The 17,781-nt window shown below is 29.2% G+C and carries 14 protein-coding genes and 1 tRNA gene; 8 read left to right on the forward strand and 7 right to left on the reverse strand.

Annotated elements, in window-relative coordinates; all coding sequences use genetic code 11:
• Nucleotides 1–123: 123 nt before the first annotated feature.
• Nucleotides 124–200: transfer RNA gene (locus BUB65_RS06860), tRNA-Pro, on the forward strand.
• 5 nt (nucleotides 201–205) lie between these two features.
• On the opposite strand, the gene BUB65_RS06865 is transcribed toward BUB65_RS06860, so the two are convergent.
• From BUB65_RS06865 to BUB65_RS06875, 3 genes are all read right to left on the reverse strand, one after another.
• On the reverse strand, nucleotides 206–1,039 hold the full coding sequence (locus BUB65_RS06865; protein WP_073073492.1) for a carbohydrate ABC transporter permease: 834 nt from the start codon (nucleotides 1,037–1,039) through the stop codon (nucleotides 206–208).
• A gap of 9 nt (nucleotides 1,040–1,048) precedes the next feature.
• Nucleotides 1,049–1,915, reverse strand: coding sequence for a carbohydrate ABC transporter permease (locus BUB65_RS06870; RefSeq protein WP_073073494.1), 867 nt, complete (start codon nucleotides 1,913–1,915; stop codon nucleotides 1,049–1,051).
• A gap of 83 nt (nucleotides 1,916–1,998) precedes the next feature.
• Nucleotides 1,999–3,312, reverse strand: coding sequence for an ABC transporter substrate-binding protein (locus BUB65_RS06875; RefSeq protein ID WP_073073496.1), 1,314 nt, complete (start codon nucleotides 3,310–3,312; stop codon nucleotides 1,999–2,001).
• A gap of 212 nt (nucleotides 3,313–3,524) precedes the next feature.
• On the opposite strand from BUB65_RS06875, the gene BUB65_RS06880 reads away from it, so the two are divergent.
• From BUB65_RS06880 to BUB65_RS06910, 7 genes are all read left to right on the forward strand, one after another.
• Complete coding sequence (locus BUB65_RS06880) at nucleotides 3,525–4,589, forward strand: metallophosphoesterase family protein (RefSeq protein WP_073073497.1); 1,065 nt, start codon at nucleotides 3,525–3,527, stop codon at nucleotides 4,587–4,589.
• A gap of 57 nt (nucleotides 4,590–4,646) precedes the next feature.
• Nucleotides 4,647–5,726 (forward strand): glucose-1-phosphate thymidylyltransferase, encoded by a 1,080-nt coding sequence (locus BUB65_RS06885; protein WP_073073498.1) that lies wholly within the window; start codon nucleotides 4,647–4,649, stop codon nucleotides 5,724–5,726.
• Nucleotides 5,723–6,553 (forward strand): Cof-type HAD-IIB family hydrolase, encoded by an 831-nt coding sequence (locus BUB65_RS06890; protein WP_234946837.1) that lies wholly within the window; start codon nucleotides 5,723–5,725, stop codon nucleotides 6,551–6,553. The genes BUB65_RS06885 and BUB65_RS06890 overlap by 4 nt, the downstream gene beginning before the upstream one ends.
• Nucleotides 6,534–7,232 (forward strand): tetratricopeptide repeat protein, encoded by a 699-nt coding sequence (locus BUB65_RS06895; RefSeq protein WP_234946839.1) that lies wholly within the window; start codon nucleotides 6,534–6,536, stop codon nucleotides 7,230–7,232. The genes BUB65_RS06890 and BUB65_RS06895 overlap by 20 nt, the downstream gene beginning before the upstream one ends.
• On the forward strand, nucleotides 7,217–8,476 hold the full coding sequence (hisS, locus tag BUB65_RS06900; RefSeq protein WP_073073504.1) for a histidine--tRNA ligase: 1,260 nt from the start codon (nucleotides 7,217–7,219) through the stop codon (nucleotides 8,474–8,476). The genes BUB65_RS06895 and hisS overlap by 16 nt, the downstream gene beginning before the upstream one ends.
• 376 nt (nucleotides 8,477–8,852) lie before the next feature.
• Entirely contained in the window at nucleotides 8,853–9,605 is a 753-nt protein-coding gene (locus BUB65_RS06905) for an ABC transporter ATP-binding protein (RefSeq protein WP_073073505.1), read from the forward strand.
• 13 nt (nucleotides 9,606–9,618) lie between these two features.
• Complete coding sequence (locus tag BUB65_RS06910; RefSeq protein ID WP_073073509.1) at nucleotides 9,619–11,112, forward strand: hypothetical protein; 1,494 nt, start codon at nucleotides 9,619–9,621, stop codon at nucleotides 11,110–11,112.
• Here BUB65_RS06910 and BUB65_RS06915 read toward each other — a convergent pair.
• From BUB65_RS06915 to BUB65_RS06930, 4 genes are read right to left on the reverse strand one after another with little or no spacing between them, the layout of a single operon-like run.
• Nucleotides 11,104–14,535, reverse strand: a complete 3,432-nt coding sequence (locus BUB65_RS06915; protein ID WP_073073511.1) for a RecQ family ATP-dependent DNA helicase — start codon at nucleotides 14,533–14,535, stop codon at nucleotides 11,104–11,106. The two genes, BUB65_RS06910 and BUB65_RS06915, sit on opposite strands and share 9 nt — an antisense overlap.
• A 4-nt stretch (nucleotides 14,536–14,539) precedes the next feature.
• Nucleotides 14,540–15,538, reverse strand: coding sequence for a GGDEF domain-containing protein (locus BUB65_RS06920; protein ID WP_234946841.1), 999 nt, complete (start codon nucleotides 15,536–15,538; stop codon nucleotides 14,540–14,542).
• A 5-nt stretch (nucleotides 15,539–15,543) separates the two neighbouring features.
• Nucleotides 15,544–17,082, reverse strand: a complete 1,539-nt coding sequence (locus BUB65_RS06925) for a radical SAM protein (protein WP_073073513.1) — start codon at nucleotides 17,080–17,082, stop codon at nucleotides 15,544–15,546.
• Complete coding sequence (locus tag BUB65_RS06930; RefSeq protein WP_073073516.1) at nucleotides 17,060–17,773, reverse strand: hypothetical protein; 714 nt, start codon at nucleotides 17,771–17,773, stop codon at nucleotides 17,060–17,062. The genes BUB65_RS06925 and BUB65_RS06930 overlap by 23 nt, the downstream gene beginning before the upstream one ends.
• Nucleotides 17,774–17,781: the final 8 nt, after the last annotated feature.

The following is a 17,781-nucleotide window of genomic DNA, read 5'->3' on the forward strand; positions in this document are numbered from 1 at the left end:
TAAAAACCTGGCTCTTTATGGGCCAGGTTTTTTTCTTCCGAATATTCATAAATATCGTATTTCTCAAAAAACTAAATGTCAGTTGACATCTCAATCATAATATAATATAATTATTTTTGCAGTCGGGGTGTAGCGCAGTTGGCTAGCGCGCTTGCATGGGGCGCAAGAGGTCGCTGGTTCAAGTCCAGTCACCCCGACCATTTTTTTATCCCTTCAAACCGCTGCTAACCAAACTTTTAACAAACAAATTTTGAATTAAGAAAAAAACTAATAAAGTTGGAGCAAGAACAATCATAGTACCTGCCATTATTGTTCCCCAATTGTTTGCCGCTTCTGCATCAATTAGCATTTTTACGCCAATCTGGGCTGTTTTCATTTTGTCCTCCATAGTTATAACTAAAGGCCACAAATACATATTCCAAGCATAAACAAAGTTAATTAATGCTGCACCTCCTATCATTGCTTTTGATAGTGGTAATAACACTTTTATAAGATATTGCATAGGAGTTGCTCCATCTATTCTTGCTGCATCACTTAGTTCTTGAGGAATTGTCTTAAAATGTTGCCTCATTAAAAACGTATTTGTTGCACTTGCAGTAAATGGAATTATTAAAGCCAAATATGTATTTACCCACCCTAAACTTTTCATGAGTAAAAACAAAGGTACAATCATTACCGTTTCAGCAGGTAAAAACAAAGTTATAAATAAAGTAGAAAATGCTATTTTTTTACCTTTAAAATTAAAATTAGAAAAAGCATAACCTGCTAGAATACCCGTAACTAACTTTCCCAAAGTTATAAAAACAGCTACTATAACCGAATTAATAATCATTCTACCAAGTGGAACTAGTCTCAAAGCCTCCTTATAATTTTGCCAGTATAAACTGCTTGGTACAATTTTAGGAGGAAAACTAAATACTTCTGCAGGTTTCATAAAACTCATTAAAAAAGCAAGTAAAATAGGAGAAAACATCATGAACGTAATAACAACCAAAAGAACCTCAGAAATTATAAAGTACACTTTATTTTTTCTTCTCATATTATCACCTCACTGATAATGTACGCCTTTTTCTACAAACCTGAAATACATATATGTTATAACCGACATCACTCCAAACATAACCACAGACTGTGCCGCCGCAAGTCCATTATCCTGAAAAGCAAAGCCATCAAGATACAGTCGATAAATCATGGTCGTTGTACTTCCAAGAGGTCCACCTCGAGTCATAATATCAATAATACCAAATGATGAAAACATGGTAGTTGTAAAATTCATGATGAACAAATAAAAAGTTATAGGAGTAACAAGCGGGAATTTTATTCGCCACATTCTTGTCCAAGTACTTGCTCCATCTAACATTGAAGATTCTAAAATTGAATCAGGAATATTCTGAAGAGCTGCAATATAAAAGATTAAATCAAAAGGCAACATCTTCCAAACAGTAGCGGCAATAAGTGCTATCATTGCATATGGCACTGTAGTTAACCAATCTACATTTATATTAAAGGTTATTTGAAATAGATAATTCAAAAGGCCTGCGGTTGGAGTAAAAAGCATAGCCCACAATGTTGCAGAAATCGCTGGGGATACAGCATATGGAGAAAACATTAACGTTCTAAATACTCTTGTACCCGGCAAATTTTGCACTAACAGTTGGGAAATTAAAAAGGCTAAAAATATTGTTATTCCAACACTTGTAAATGAATAAATAAAAGTTGTTTTTAAAACTTTGTAATACTCGCTATCTGTAAACAAGTCAATGTAATTATCCAATCCTACAAAAATAGACCTATCACCAAATGGGGATTCCTGAAAGAAACTTAACTTGAATGAACTAAACGCAGGGAAATAAATAAAAAATATGATAATTACAAAAGTTGGTATTAAAAGAATGTAAGGTGTTAATCTTTTCAAATAAAACACCTCCTAATTTTTTAAACGCGCCCCAAAATGGGGCGCTAATTTATTTTGTTTAATGTAAACAACCGGTATATTTATTATTCATAAAGTCTGTTATACTTCTTAAGCGCTCTTGTCACTTCTTTAGCTGCCCAGTCGAGTGCTTGATCGACAGTTAATTCTCCGTTTATAACTTTTTCATATGCTGTTTCTATTATTTCTCTTGTTTCTGGGAATACTCCTATAATTGCTCCATTTGTATTTGGAGTTTGTTTTGAAAGTAATAATTGGAAGATGGCTGTTAAGTAATTAGGATGATCAGCATAAAAACCCTCCATAAGGAGTTGTTCAACTGCATCTTTTCTTACTGGGAAATACCCCGTTTCAAGATGCCATTTAATCTGTTGTGCAGGTTCAGTCATCCACTTTACAAATTCCCATGCTGCATCAATTTCTTCTTGAGGATGATTTTTTAATATCCACAATGAACCTCCTCCAATTACTACTCCACCTTGTACAGACAAATCTGGTTTTGGTAAAAACGCAGTACCAACTTCCCAACCATTTTCTCTTGCTGTTTCAGTAATAAATTTTACATCAGATGTTGAATAGAATAACATAGCAGCTTTTCCAGAAAGGAATATCTGTCTTGCTCCACTCCAATCTTCCCTTTTTGTATTAATTAACAATCCTTCTTTGGTCATTTTTGCAAGTAATTCGAATATATTTTTCCCAGCTTGGCTGTTAAAAACTGCTTCAGTTGGTCTTTTACCGCCTCTACCGTTATCATTATTTACTAATGGAGCATTCTGAACAGCCATAAGTTGCTCAAAGAACCATGAATGTGTTGGCCATGTAAGACCATATCTAATAATGTTTCCTTTTTCATCTTTCTTTACTAACTTTCTACTATACTCAATTAATTCTTCAAAAGTTCTTGGTGGTTTATTTGGATCAAGACCTGCTTCCTTGAAAAAGGTTTTGTTGTAGAACAAAATTGCATTAGATGAATTAAATGGCATTGAATAAAGTTTTCCTCCAACTGTGTAATAATTGAGTACTTGAGGTAAAAATGCTCCTAAATCAATGGAAGGATCCTTTGCAATTAAATCTCCTATTGGTACCGCAATGTTTCCATCTATCATAGCTCTTGTACCAATATCATAAATTTGCACCACATGAGGTGGCTTCCCTGCTTTTACCGCAGCAATAGTTTTGTTAAACGTGTCTCTGTAAGATCCTGTATACTGAACATTTATTTGTATATCAGGATGTGTTGCCATGAACTCCTTAGCCATGTTTTCTAAAAGTTCTATCCTCCATCCACTCATAGCATGCCAAAATTCAATAGTAACTTTTGAAAAACTTAAGATACTAATTAAAACAAGCATAACAATTAATACTTTTTTCATGTATACCCCTCCCTTCCAATTGTGTGTTACTAATTATACACAAAATTTTTATTTTTTTTTCATCCAGAAAACAAAAGCAATTCAAAGATATATATAGATAATGTATAATAATTTTATGTAAAATATTCTGACAAAAAATTTTTTATTTATTCAAATTATTTACAATAAATGTCTTTAAATGTTATTATTAAAAAAGATAAGGAGGAACTATCGTGAAAAAAGTTTTCTTTACAATTTTTCTTCTGCTCTTTATCATCTCTGCTTTTAAGGTTTCTAGACCATTTATTGAAAAAAAACATGATAACAATTTAATATACAACAACCTAATGAAAATCAAGATGACATCTGAGGATTTTACATTCGTTGTTCTTGGTGATAACAAAAACTCTGTTTCGACTTTTGAAAAAATTATTTCAAAGATTAATAACGATCCAACAGTAAAATTTGTAATTAATACTGGTGACATGGTTTTTGATGGAAATCCTATTAAATACGACTTTTTTTTAAAACAAATAAAAAAATTTAAAGTTCCTTTGTTAGTCGTTCCAGGAAATCACGATATTTCAGATAATGGTTATGAAAATTATATAAATTTTTTTGGACCACTTTATTATTCTTTCTCAATAAAAAACTCATATTTCATAATACTCAACAACGCCAATCAAACAGAAGTAGATCCTTACCAAATGTTATGGCTTGAAAAAAATCTCAATTTTTCTCAACAATATAAATACAGATTTGTGTTCATGCATGTTCCTTTGTTTGATCCCAGATTCGAACAACAACCAGGACATTCTATGAAAAATCTTAAAAATGCAAACAAATTGTTGGATCTGTTTAAAAAATACAAAGTTACTATGCTCTTTTTTGGCCATATTCATGGATTTTTTGAAGGTAATTGGGATGGAGTTCCTTATTTGATAACTGGAGGAGCTGGTGCCGAACTAGTTGGAACTGATCCTAATCATTATTTTTATCATTACATAAAAGTTCATGTCTCAAGTAAAGGGGTAAGCTACAAAATTATTAAAATGAACTCTCCAGATTTTAATTTTATAGATAGAGTTGGGGCTTTTATTTGGTTGTATATATACTCTTTTATTGTTATCAATTACTGGGTTCTTGTTCTTATTATTACTAGTTTCAGCCTCGGTTTTTTTATTCTAACATCTGATAGTTTCCTATTATTTGTTAAAAACTCATTCAAAAATTTTTCTAAATTAACTTTTGTTAACTTAATTATCTCATTTTTTAAAAAATTTAAAAAAACCAAATAAGCTCATCTTCTATGTGTTATAATCAAATTGGGTAAATGTAAAAAAGGGGGGCAAAGAATGAAAGCTCTTATATTATGCGCTGGTAAAGGCACCAGATTAAGACCTTTGACTTTTACAATAGCAAAACATCTTATTCCTATTGCAAACAAACCCGTTATTTACTATAGCCTTGAAAAAATTAAAAATGCTGGTATCGAAGAAATAGGTATTGTTGTAAACCCAGAAAACATTAAAGATTTTCAGAAATTTATTGGTAACGGTAACCATTTTGGTCTAAAAGTGGAGTATATAATTCAAGAAGAACCCAAAGGGCTCGCTCACGCTGTTTGGATCTCAAAAGATTTTGTTGGAGACGAAGATTTTTTAATGTATCTTGGTGACAACCTAATTTTAGATAACATTAACCCATTTGTTGAGGAATTCGAAAAAGATACTAACTTACAAGCTTCTATACTTCTTTCTCCCGTAAAAGATCCTTCCAGATTTGGTATTGCTGTTGTTAAGAATGGAGAAATAGTTCAAGTTATTGAAAAACCTAAAGAACCACCTTCCAATCTTGCAATTATTGGACTATATTTATTCAGAAAAACCATATTTGAAGGAATTAAAAATATAAAACCTTCTTGGCGTGGAGAATTGGAAATAACAGACGCAATAGGTTATTTAATTACAAATGATTTTAAAGTCAAAGGTCATATAATATATGGTTGGTGGAAAGATACTGGAAAACCTGAAGATTTAATTGAAGCTAACAGAAAAATTTTAGATGATAGTTACATAAAACACGAGATTAAAGGAGTATCAGACTCGTCGTCTGATATTCAAGGAAGAGTTTCAATAGGGGAAAATACTGAAATTATAAATAGCACTATAAGAGGTCCCGTAATTATTGGGAAAAATTGTGTGGTTAAAAATTCTTATATTGGACCATATTCATCAATAGGGAATAACGTAATCGTTGAAAACTGCGAAATTCAAAATAGTATAATCATGGATAACGTAAAACTTTTAAACTTGCCATATCCAATCGACTCTTCTCTCATAGGAAAACATGTTCAAATTGTTGAAAGCGAAAAAAAGCCAAAAGCTATGAGATTAGTTATTGGAGACATGGGAAAAGTTGAAATTGTGAGGTGAAAAAATTGATTAAACTCATTGTTAGTGACCTAGATGGAACTCTCTTGAATGATGAAAAACATATACCACCAAGGAATATAAATGCTCTAAAAAAAGCAATAAACAAAGGTATCCATGTAAGCATCGCAACAGGTAGAAATTATTTTTCTGCAAAAAAGTATATAGAAGAACTTGGACTTGATGTTCCAATAGTATTACAAAATGGTGCTTTTATATATATGCCTTTTGAAAACAAAATTTTGTATGAATCTCCTCTTCCATCATCAATAGCAAAAGAAATTATTCTTCTCGCTCGAAAAAATAAAATTGATTACATTCTATTTTCTGATTTTCTTGATAAAAAAGATATGTACATGGATAAAAGGCATGAAGGAGGATACAAAAAATATATCGAACAGAATAGTTGGAGACTAACTTATGTAGATGATGTTCTAAAGCACATTATTAAAGATGTTGTTGCGGAAGTCGTCTTAATTGGAAAAGAAGAGAAAATTTTAAAAATAAAAGAAATTATCGAAAAAAAATTTCCTGGAAAATTCAGTTTAGTAAAAAACAGTGTAAATGAGGGGTTGGCTTTTTTTGAATTTTTCGGCAGAGGTGCCTCTAAAGAAGAAGCTTTATCTTTTTTATTAAACTACTTCAATGTAAAACCTGAAGAAACTATGTTTCTTGGAGATAATTACAATGATGTTGGAGTAATGAAAATTGTTGGATTTCCTGTTGCTATGGCAAATGCTCCTGAAGATGTTAAATCATTAGCAAGATTTATTAGTGTTTCAAATAATGATGGGGGAGTGGGTTTTGCGGTTGAAAAATTTGTTCTTTAGTATACTGTTAATTACTTCTATAATCTCTTTTGCATATACTAAGCTTGAACTTCAAATTGCTGTGGGAGAAAGAAATCAAGAAAAAGTTCTAAAAATAATTAATTCTCTTGACTATCAATCACTTCCTCTCGATTTCAAATGTGAAGTAGTTCTTGCATATACTGATCTTTATGTTTGGGGTACCGGAAATGTCAAGATATATCAAGATATAGCTAAAAAATATGTTGAAAACCTCTTAAAATCTTTCCCCACTTATTGGAAATGTCAATATGCCGCTGCGATGGTTTATGGGCATTACGTCCAAAAGAATTTTTTGCTTGCTTTGATTTATTACAAGAAAATTTTTGAATTTGCGGAAAATGCCGTAAAATACGGTCCTGATCAATATCTAGCTCATCTTTTAGTTGGAATATTAAACCTTGAAACACCTTTTGGAAATCTTTCAAAAGCTCAATATCATCTTTTTAAAGCTCTTGAGTTAAACCCAAATCATGTGTATACTTATGTAGAATTAGGAAAATTTTACGAGAGAACAAACAACTGTCAAAAAGCGATTGAAATGTATTCAAAAGCTTTAAAAGTGAAAGGAGAAGTTATCTGGAAATATATAAATGAGGAAGGAAGACAAGTAGCAAACGAAAGACTTTTGGAGGTGAAAAAAAAGTGTACAAAAAAATAAAAGGCACAGAGGATATTTTTGGGGAAGATATGAAATATTGGTACTTTATAGAAAACAAAGCAAGAGAAACTGCAAGATTATATGGTTATTCGGAAATTAGAACCCCTATATTTGAACAAACAGAACTATTTGTAAGAAGTGTTGGGGAAGAAACCGACATTGTCCAAAAAGAAATGTACACATTCGAAGATAAAGGTGGTAGAAGTATTACTCTCAGACCTGAAGGAACAGCCCCTACCATTAGAGCGTTTGTTGAAAATTCAATGGTTACTACAGGTCTTCCAAAACGTCTTTTTTATATAGGACCTATGTTTAGATATGAAAGACCTCAACTTGGACGACAAAGACAATTCCATCAATTTGGGGTTGAATTGATCGGGTCATCTTCTCCACTTGCAGATGTTGAAGCTATAATTCTTGCAGATAAATTCATCAAAAATCTCGGGCTTGTTAATTATAAGATTAAGATTAATTCTTTAGGTTGTGAAAAAGATAGACAAGAATATAGAAAAGCTCTAAAAGAATATTATAGGAATATTCTTGATAAAGTATGTAATGATTGTAAAAAAAGATATAATACAAACGTTTTGAGACTTTTAGATTGTAAAGTAGATACAAAATATGCAGAAAATGCTCCTAATATAACAGACTATCTCTGTGAAGATTGTAAAAATCATTATGAAAAAACTAAAGAATTCTTAGAACTTATGGAAATTAATTTCGAAGAAGATCCAAGACTTGTTAGAGGACTTGATTATTATAATGGAATAATCTTTGAAATACACCATGGAAAACTTGGTGCTCAAAGTGCTGTTGGCGGAGGAGGAAGATACGATAAGTTAATAAAAGAATTAGGAGGAACTAACACCCCTTCTTTAGGGTTTGCAATGGGTATAGAAAGATTGATAATAGCATTAAAACAAGAAAACATTCCCATAGAAAATATCAAGAATAATGAAATATTTGTGGCTCATCTTGGAGAAAAGGCAAAAATTGAAGCTTTGAAAATATCCGAAGAATTGCGTGAAATCGGGATTTCTGTTGTCTTTAATACTATGGAACGCGGTTTAAGTGCCCAATTAAAACACGCTTCACGTTTAAATTGCAAACTTTGTATTATAGTTGGTGAAAATGAACTTGAAAGAGACGTAGTAATATTACGTAATCTTGAAACCGGTGAACAAGTGGAAATTGAAAGAGATTTTATAGTTGGTACTGCAAAAGAATGGCTTGAAGAAAGATAGGAGGGGGATAAATTAATTATATTGAAGCTCTTATTGCCATTTTAATTTTAGGTATCGCAATTACTGTTATTTTTCCAACTATAAATGCTCAAAAAATTGTGTATGAAAAAATTAAACAGGAAGAAATTGTACAACTTTATGCAGAAAATGTGTTCTGGGATAGTTTGTATAATTTTAATTATAACTTCGAGGAACTAAAAGTGCTTTCTGTAAAATTGTCAGAGGAAAATTTTACAATTGTTGAAAACAACGGTGAAAAAAATACAGGTTTACGGAAAGTTATGTTCTATTCACTCGAATTTAAAAATAAAACTTATAATATAAGAATAATATATGATTTTAGAAAATGATCTTTTTCTACTTTGGAGGGGTACAAATGATAAAAGCAAAAAATCTTACCAAAAAGTTCAAAGACTTTATAGCCGTTGATCACATAAACATAGAAGTTCCCAAAGGACAAATATTTGGTTTTTTAGGACCAAATGGAGCTGGAAAAACCACAACAATTCGTATGTTAACTGGTACTCTTAAACCTACGGAAGGTGAAATCGAAATTCTAGGTCTTGATATGAAAAAAAACGAAATTGAAATAAAAAGAAGAATAGGAGTTGTTCCTGATGAACCAAAGATTTATAATCATCTTAAAGGTTTTGAATACTTGGAATTTGTAATGGATATATATAACACCAATAATTCAGAAACACTTAATAGAATTAACGAGCTTTGCAAAGCTTTCGAAGTAAATTATCTTGAAAAACTAATTTCTGATATGTCGCATGGTATGAAGCAAAAACTAATTCTAATTAGTGTGTTAATGAGAAAACCTGAAGTAATTTTCCTTGATGAACCTACAGTTGGCCTTGACGCTAAAAGTGCAAAAATATTGAAAGAACTTTTAAAAAAATATTCAGAGCAAGGAACAACAATATTTTTAACCACTCACATCCTCGAAATAGCAGAAAAAATGTGTGATGTTATAGCAATAATAAATAAAGGAAAGATAATTGCTCAGGGAACAATTGATGGTTTAAAAAAACAAAGCGGTAGTAAAAACAAAACCCTTGAAGATTTATTTTTGGAATTAACTGCTCAAGAAGAAGATATAAAACGTATTGTTGAATCATTGTAGAGGTGATCGTATAATGAGAGAATTTTTTATTTTACTTAAATATGGTATTACTAGCTTTCAACCTCAAAGAAGTTCAACCAAAAAAAATAAATACAATTCTTTCAAAAATACCCTGATCTTATCTTTATTTGGTTCCTTGCCTCTCGGTATCATAGTTTTTTTCTTTTCCAAAAGTTTTTTTACTAAGTTAAATTCAGTTGATCCACAAATTACTAAACTCTTATTTCTCTTTTGGATGACTATTCTTTCTTTGTTTTTTATAATTGGATACATTGGTATGGCAATGTATGCCTTTTCCAGAAACGAAGAGATAGAACTTCTTTTAACAATGCCAATTAAAAGAAAAATTCTTACAATCTATCAAATATTTGTTTCAACAATTTCACAAATATTTGTTCTTTCATTTTACTTTTTTATCTACCTTGCTTATTCTGTAGTTACAAAAGAAAATTTATTCTTGGCAATTATTAAGATCTTCACACATTTTCTCTTTTTACTAGCCTTTTCTTCAGTTATTGCAATTTTACTAGGTAAAAAAGCAAACAAAGGAATTGTAAGAAAAATAAACTTATTAATTTCTCTTTCAGCAATATTCTTTTATTTTTTTATTATAAGCTTTCAAAACATAAATGTAATGGAGTTTCAAGCACTAGCTAATTTACTAAGTTTTTCAAATAAAGCTTACAATTTTCTAGTATGGAGTTTTATCTCATCTGAAACATTACTTTTTGCTTTTATAACTGCTTTCTTCCTTATAATTATTTTCTCAATTTTAGCAAATAATATGGCTTTTGAATCTATTGAAAGAAAAACTAAAAAGAACTATAAAATCAAAGGTTCAGGTTCAGTATTTAAAGCAATTTTTTATAAAGACTTTAAAGCTGTTAAAAGATACGAACAATTTTTATACTTTATATTATATCCAATAGGCTTTGGAATTTTCTTCTCTCTTGTTAACAAAGATCCTTTTGTAACTATTTTTACTATAATTCCTATAACTACTTTTTATGTCGCGTTTGAAACTGCTATACTAACCACTGCGGAAGTTTCAAATATTAAAATTACTCTCACATATCCTATAAAACTTACTAATTTAATGGTTCCTAAAATAAGCATTCCAACTATTTTAAATTTTTTAATCGTAGTAGGAGTGTTTCTCATTTCATCTATTAAAATGAGTCCTTCTCCACTCATTTTAATTATTCTCCCTATTTCTTTCCTTCTATTTACAATGAGTTCCATAATCGGAATGTACTTTGTCGTAAAGAATCCTCCAAGTACCGAGAACATGAGTAAAATTTTCGGGATATGGCAGACTCTAACAATTGAAGGTATTACTATGGGAACTGGTTTTGGAGCAATATTTCCATTAATATTTTTAAGTAATCCTCAGGCATCTTATTCAACCAAACTTTTTTCTTTACTTGCTATGATTGGTTCTATTACTGTTGCTGTAATTATATCAATTACCACATTTAAAAAGCTTAAACGATTATTACTATCTTAATATTACTTTTGCTTTCTTAAATTCCGATTTTTTTAACTTCTTTTCATTAATATCCATACAATAATTCCTTGCGATTTTTTGAATTTTTTTCAGAACTTTTTCCACAAAGAGTTTGTTTGAATACAATGAAAAGATTCTAAGATTATTAATAACAATTTTTTCCTTTTGGTTCTTCAACCCCAAAAGAGCTTTGATTAAATATAAATATGAATTGTCTGGGTAATTTTCAAAAAGTCTTTCAATATTTGAGCTTAAAAACTCCAGTTCTTTTCTGCTTGCTTCTTCATTTATTTCATCTATAAAACTCAATAATTTTCTCTCATCTTTTTTTTGAATTATTTCTATAATTTTTCTGGTATAAATTGATTCATTAAAATAATTTAAAATATATCGCTTTACTTCTTCGTTACTACTTGCATTTCTAGCTAATTGAACTAAATTAAATAATGTTTTTCTCCTTTGTTTTTCCACTCTCTCATACATATAGTCAATTAATATCTTTATAGCTTCTTCTACTCTTACCCTTTTATCAATATTCTCAATTTTTTTGACTCCAAATAAAAATTTATTTAAATTAAAAGCCACATCTTCCTGCGTTTTTTTCGAAATTTTTAATTCATATATCTTTTCATTAGCTTTATATTCCACAGTATAATTGTCAATAATCCCTAAAACGTTTAGTCTATAAAGTATCTTTTCAAAATAATTCTCCTTAGATTTCACCTCAATGAATTTGTAACTCCCTTCATTTATTGTTGAAATGTATTTCTTAATTTTTTCGTAAAAATTTAGAGTTTTTGCTATTTCATAACTTTTACCTTTAAACGAATTAAAATGAAAATGTAATTGAGAAAAAATATCATCATTTATAAATTTATAATTCTCAAATATTTTTAAAGCAATTTTATTAGAAATTTTTGTATTAAGAATAACATCAGTCAGCGCGGGATTCTTTTCTGTAAAAATCAAAAAAGAATATGATTTTTTCCTATCCCTTCCCGCCCTTCCTGCTTCTTGGTAAAAAGACTCAATAGATGAAGGAAGGTTATAATGAATGGTATATCTAATATTTGATTTATCAATTCCCATTCCAAAAGCTTTTGTTGCAACTAATAATTGTATTTCCTCATTTAGAAACTTGGATTGTATTTCTTGTTTGTACCTATTATAATCTTTCGTTTTTAACTTTTTTGGTTTTTTACCAGAATAAATCCCTGGTTTTAAACCACAATTCTTTAATGTTTTATAAATAGAATAAACCCCATTTTCCCCGGAAATAGTGTTTGAAAAAATTATTCCAGCCACTTCAAAAGTGTTTTCTACATTTAACAACTTTGGTAACCTCTTATATAGAATATCTATTAAAACTTGCTCTTTTTCAAATGTTTTGATAACCTCCATATGTAATTCTTTTCTGTCAAATGTTTTAGGAGTTAGAATTGAAACGTTATCTTTAAGATTTAAAATCTCTTGGATATCTTTTAAAACAACATACGATGCTGTTCCTGTTAGGGCTATTATTTTAGGGTTTTTGTCATTTACAATTTGTTTTAAATTTTTAGAAACGTTTAAATAAGATGGTCGAAAATCATGTCCCCACTCCGAGATACAATGAGCTTCATCAATTACCAAAAAAGGTAACTTCAAGTTTATCTCATTTAATAATTTTCTAAAACTTTTTATTTGTAGTCTTTCAGGAGAAATAAATAAAAATTTATATCTACCAAATTTTAAATCTTTCAAAATTAATTCCTTGTTTTCTTTTTTCTGATCACTGTTTATATATGCACAGGAATTTATACCTAATTCTTTTAACTTTTTAACTTGATCTTCCATCAAAGACTTTATTGGATCAACTATAACAATGGTTCCTGGTTGCAACAAAGCACTTAATTGGTATGTAAGTGATTTTCCACTTCCCGTAGGAAAAAGACCAATTACTGATTTTGTTCCTAAGATATTTGATATTAATTCCAGTTGTCCCTCTCTAAAATCTTTCTTTCTAAACACATTTTCAAGGATAAATTTTAAAGAATTCTCTTTTTCCTTATTTATAGTATATTTTTGAATTTCAAAATCATAAAATTCTTTAGAGTTATCAGATAAAGCATAATACAATGGAAAAACTTTAATGTACTTATTATTCTTTATGTTATATTGTCTCCTCTTAACATTCATTCCAAAATCAATAATGAGGTCAAATTTTTCATCGCTTTCAATTTCCGGCAAATTCTTGTACTGAACTTCAATTAACTCACTATTTTCCAACAAATCTACGTCTTCTTCTCTAAAAACTGTTAAATTAATTTTTGGAAATGTGGAATCAAACAATCTTGATAAATTTTTCATGTACAATGAAAAATCTTCCATAGCAATCTTTGAAAAGGAAGCATCATTTTCAATAACTGCTATTCTCCACTCTTTTTTCTCATTTAAACCACCATATACTATTTCTTTAACAAGAATTTTATGGAGCCATGAAGAAAGGATAGAAATTGCGAAAATGTTATCTTTTGAAACCTGAAGATTTTTTAGTTCTGTTATATATCTGTCTATAGACGTTTTATTAACTTTTTCGCTTAATTTCCTCTCAAAGAAAAGTGAGGAATAAGTAGGAACACCTCTTTGAAGAATATTATTATATATCTTTGCAGTCAAAATAAGGGGGGTGTTGTCTTCTTCTGGTGTGAAAATAAAAGAGTCATCTATAAAAAAGTTTGAAAATCCAATAAAAAAATTCATATCTAATTTACTTAGTATGTTATCAAAAAACTTTGGATAAAAAAGACAATTATAACTCGTTAATGAAGAAACCTTTTCGTTATTCCTTATAGTTTGTGCAAGAAATACTCCAATTACATCTTTTGCACCATATGCAATGAGAGTATCCGCTATTTTTTGAAATGAATTACCAGTTGTAATGATATCATCAAATAAAATTACTGTTTTATTTTTAATTTTTTTAGAATTGATTTTTACATATTTCAAAATGTTTTCTTCTTTTCCAGAAATGTGCTTAGGTTTTTTTTCTTTCAAAATTCTTAAGAATTTATAACCATTATTAATACCTAGTTTTCTCGAAACAAGTTTAGAAAATTTCTTGTATCTAATTTTATTACTTTTTTTCGTAGAAGCAGGTATTACACAAAAAACTGTATCTTTATCAATATTTTTACTAAGTAAATTTGAAATAACTTTAGCGAAACTATTTATTGTCTCTCTTTCACCATTTTTAAACTTGTAAATTTTTTGCCTTAAAATTCTTTCATCATTCTCAAGTATTTCATCTGGAAAGCTATTCAAAGGATAATATTTTGCCAGAATAAAAATGTTATATCTACCAAGTTTTTCTTTAAATTTAAATTCTTTAAAATTTTTTTCTATAAGATTTGAATTTTCAAATATTTCATAGTCCGTTGTCAATACTTTATCTCCTTTTGTAAATATTCTTATTCTTTTCTTTTTCTTTATACATTCTCATATCAGATATGTTAAGAGCCTCTTGTAGATTATTCGTTTCATCTGGAAATATTGCATAACCACAAGATATACCTATATTTACCACCTGATTATCTATAGATATTTCTCTCTTACTAACAAACTGCTTAATTCTATTTATAATTTTGTTTACTCCTTCTGTGTTTTTTGTTAAAACAACAAATTCATCTCCACCATACCTTATAACATCATCTGTAGATTTAACAATATTTTTAATTCTTTTTGATGCTATTTTCAATACCTCATCTCCAAATTTATGACCATACTTATCATTAATATTTTTAAAACCATCTAAATCACAGAATATAATTCCAATCTTTTCAGAGTTATCTATCTCACTAAATACCTTTTCCAGATAAAATCTATTCTTGAGTCCAGTGAGAGGATCAATATATTTCTGATCAAAAAGTGCTTTTATATCCAAAAATTTTGAAGCATATACAAAAAAATTCTTTTGAAAATGATCTAAAAATATTTTATTCTTAGTTGTTAATTTTTTTGGTGTGAAATATTCCAAGTTTAAAATTGTGTAAACATCAATATCTTTGAATATAAGAGGAATTCCAATCCAAGAAGATAATATATTTCCCCTAGGAATCCATATTTCTTCTTTTTGTAAATTTTTTATATATCTCCATCTTCTCTTACTTTTAACCTGCATATAAATAAATTTCTCTCTATTAGACATTTTCTCCTCAATTTTCTCAAAATTCAATCTTTCATAATGTTTTGAATAAGCGATAAATTTCGGTTTGTTCTCTAAGATACCAACAACTGTCCAACCATCAAAATTTAAGAAACTCTTCAATTTTTCCGAAAGTGTTTCAAAAAATACAGGAACATCCCCTTTTTTTAATATTTCAATGGATGTTTCTAAAATAATTTTACTAGTAACTAAATCACAATATTCACTTAAGTTGATTCTCAATTTAATCACCCTAAAATCAAATCTTTAACCAAAAGATTTGGATATTTATTCTTTATCTCTTCTGCTTTTCTTTTTCCTATTCCTGGAATTTTCGTAAGCTCACTTAATGATAATTCATGAACTCTTAAGTTTTTTACAATTCCTGTAATTGACCTAATTCCGTGATCAATTACAATTATATCACTCTTTTCATTAAATCTCCCAATTACTCCAATAAGGATAGGATAAGTACCAAGTGGTCTTCCAAACTTAATATTCCCTTCAGAAAATTCGGGTATAACATTTTTTATTTCTGTACCTTTTGGAAATACACGTTTTATCATTTCTGAATCTATATTATTTCTAATCAAGTATTTGTAATGCTTGAACAACTTATGATTAATTTTTACTCTACGCTTTTTAGCTAAATACCACAGTGGTGTATCTTGAACTATCATTAATTGCCTTAAATTTATTCTACGAAGTAAAATCCCCTCATCTAAATACTGTTTTAATTTTGAATATAATAATTCATATGATTTTTTTGTTTCACCCGGAAGTCCGAATATAAAATTCAATCCTGGTAATAATTTTGGAACACCATTTACCCTAATACCACCAATTTCATTAACTAATTTAATAGAAAAATCAATATCATCTATACCACCTTGAATATTGTTTTTTCTTCTTACAATCTCGTCAAAACTTTCTATACCAAATGATAAAACATCACCTTCGGAATTATTTTTCACAATGATTTCTAAAGCCTTTGCACTTTCTGGATAATTCTGTGCAATAAATGCTGGATTAGCATTATCTGTATGTAACACCTCTAGATCTGGTGCTACCCTTCTTATTCCTTCGTATAATTCTTTAATATATGCAACATTAATTCTTTTATTATTTTTCTCAAATCCATATGCGAGTATATTTGCACTTCTTCCAAGTCTAAAAGCTTTAACTCCGTTTTTGTAAAGTTCTTCAATTTCATCAATAATATCTTTTACGGGTCTTGAAATAAAACCTGGATGTAAAATTGGTTCACTACAAAACGTACAAAAAGTTCTCCGTTCACAACCAAGAGAAACTTCTATCTCACAAATAACCTCAGGATACCTAGGATGTTTCTTTACAATCTTAGCTCCTTCAAGAGATACTTTTCGAATAATGTTATAATCTTTTTTCTCAAAAGCATAATACACAAAATCTTCTGCTATGTCATCTATTTCTGTGATATTTACAACTTTTACTGAAGCACCGGTTAAAATTCTTAAAGGTTTTTTATTCAATTCAAAAATTTTATTGATTTCGTTCAATTTTATAGGAATACCACCTATGTATTTTCCAGGGACAGTAATAGAAGAAAGAATAACTAAAACATCATAGTTATTAAACCTTTGCCAAAGGTTTCTTTTTCTGATTTCATCAATTGTAATATAATCAACATCAAATCCTTTAATAAACAAAGTACCCGCTATGTAGCGGGTATATGTACTTATATATGGAGGTACTCCTAAAACTGCTGGTTCATCAACATATCCATCAATTATTACTGCTGATTTCATCTTCTATTTCCTTCCTAGTGTCATCTGAAGCTTCTAGAATTGTTATATAATAATTTTCAACTTGGAAATCCCCACTCTTATCAGAAATCTCAAATATAACATTTTCACCATTTTTGTCTACAGCATACACTTTTAACTTATCGTCTTCGTATTCTACATTAAACCATAGGAGTAAATTAAAGACATCATATATTTTTTCAGGTATCTCACTTTTATCAATCAATTTAAAAGACGAAAGAATATCCTCAAACGTATACCTTGATGGAACGTATATATATATCATTTCAGTAATAACATTTTCGAATTTTCTGATAATCTTTTCTAACATGCCATTAATTTTTATCGCTTTCATTGTAAAAGCTTTCTCGGAAATTGTTATTTCTCCATCAACGTCCAAGGAAATTTTATGAAAATTAGCATAGTCATAGAAAATATCTTCTAAATCCTTTATGGGAGGACATAATTTTAATTCATTTGTAGTTCCAATGTAATATTTTTCCCCCAGCTTAACCCAAACAACTTTCTTTGGACTTTTCACAAAAACAATTTTATCTCCATCTTTGTAAAAAACTTCTTCATATCTTGTATATTGCGCATCTTTAGTGTACTCAATTACAAAACGATACGCATGATAGCTTATAGCAAAAATATAAACCGAAAACAAAAGTAATATAACAACAAATTTCTTCACTTTTTCAC

This window comes from Thermosipho atlanticus DSM 15807 (assembly GCF_900129985.1).
GTDB classification, from domain to species: Bacteria; Thermotogota; Thermotogae; order Thermotogales; family Fervidobacteriaceae; genus Thermosipho_A; species Thermosipho_A atlanticus.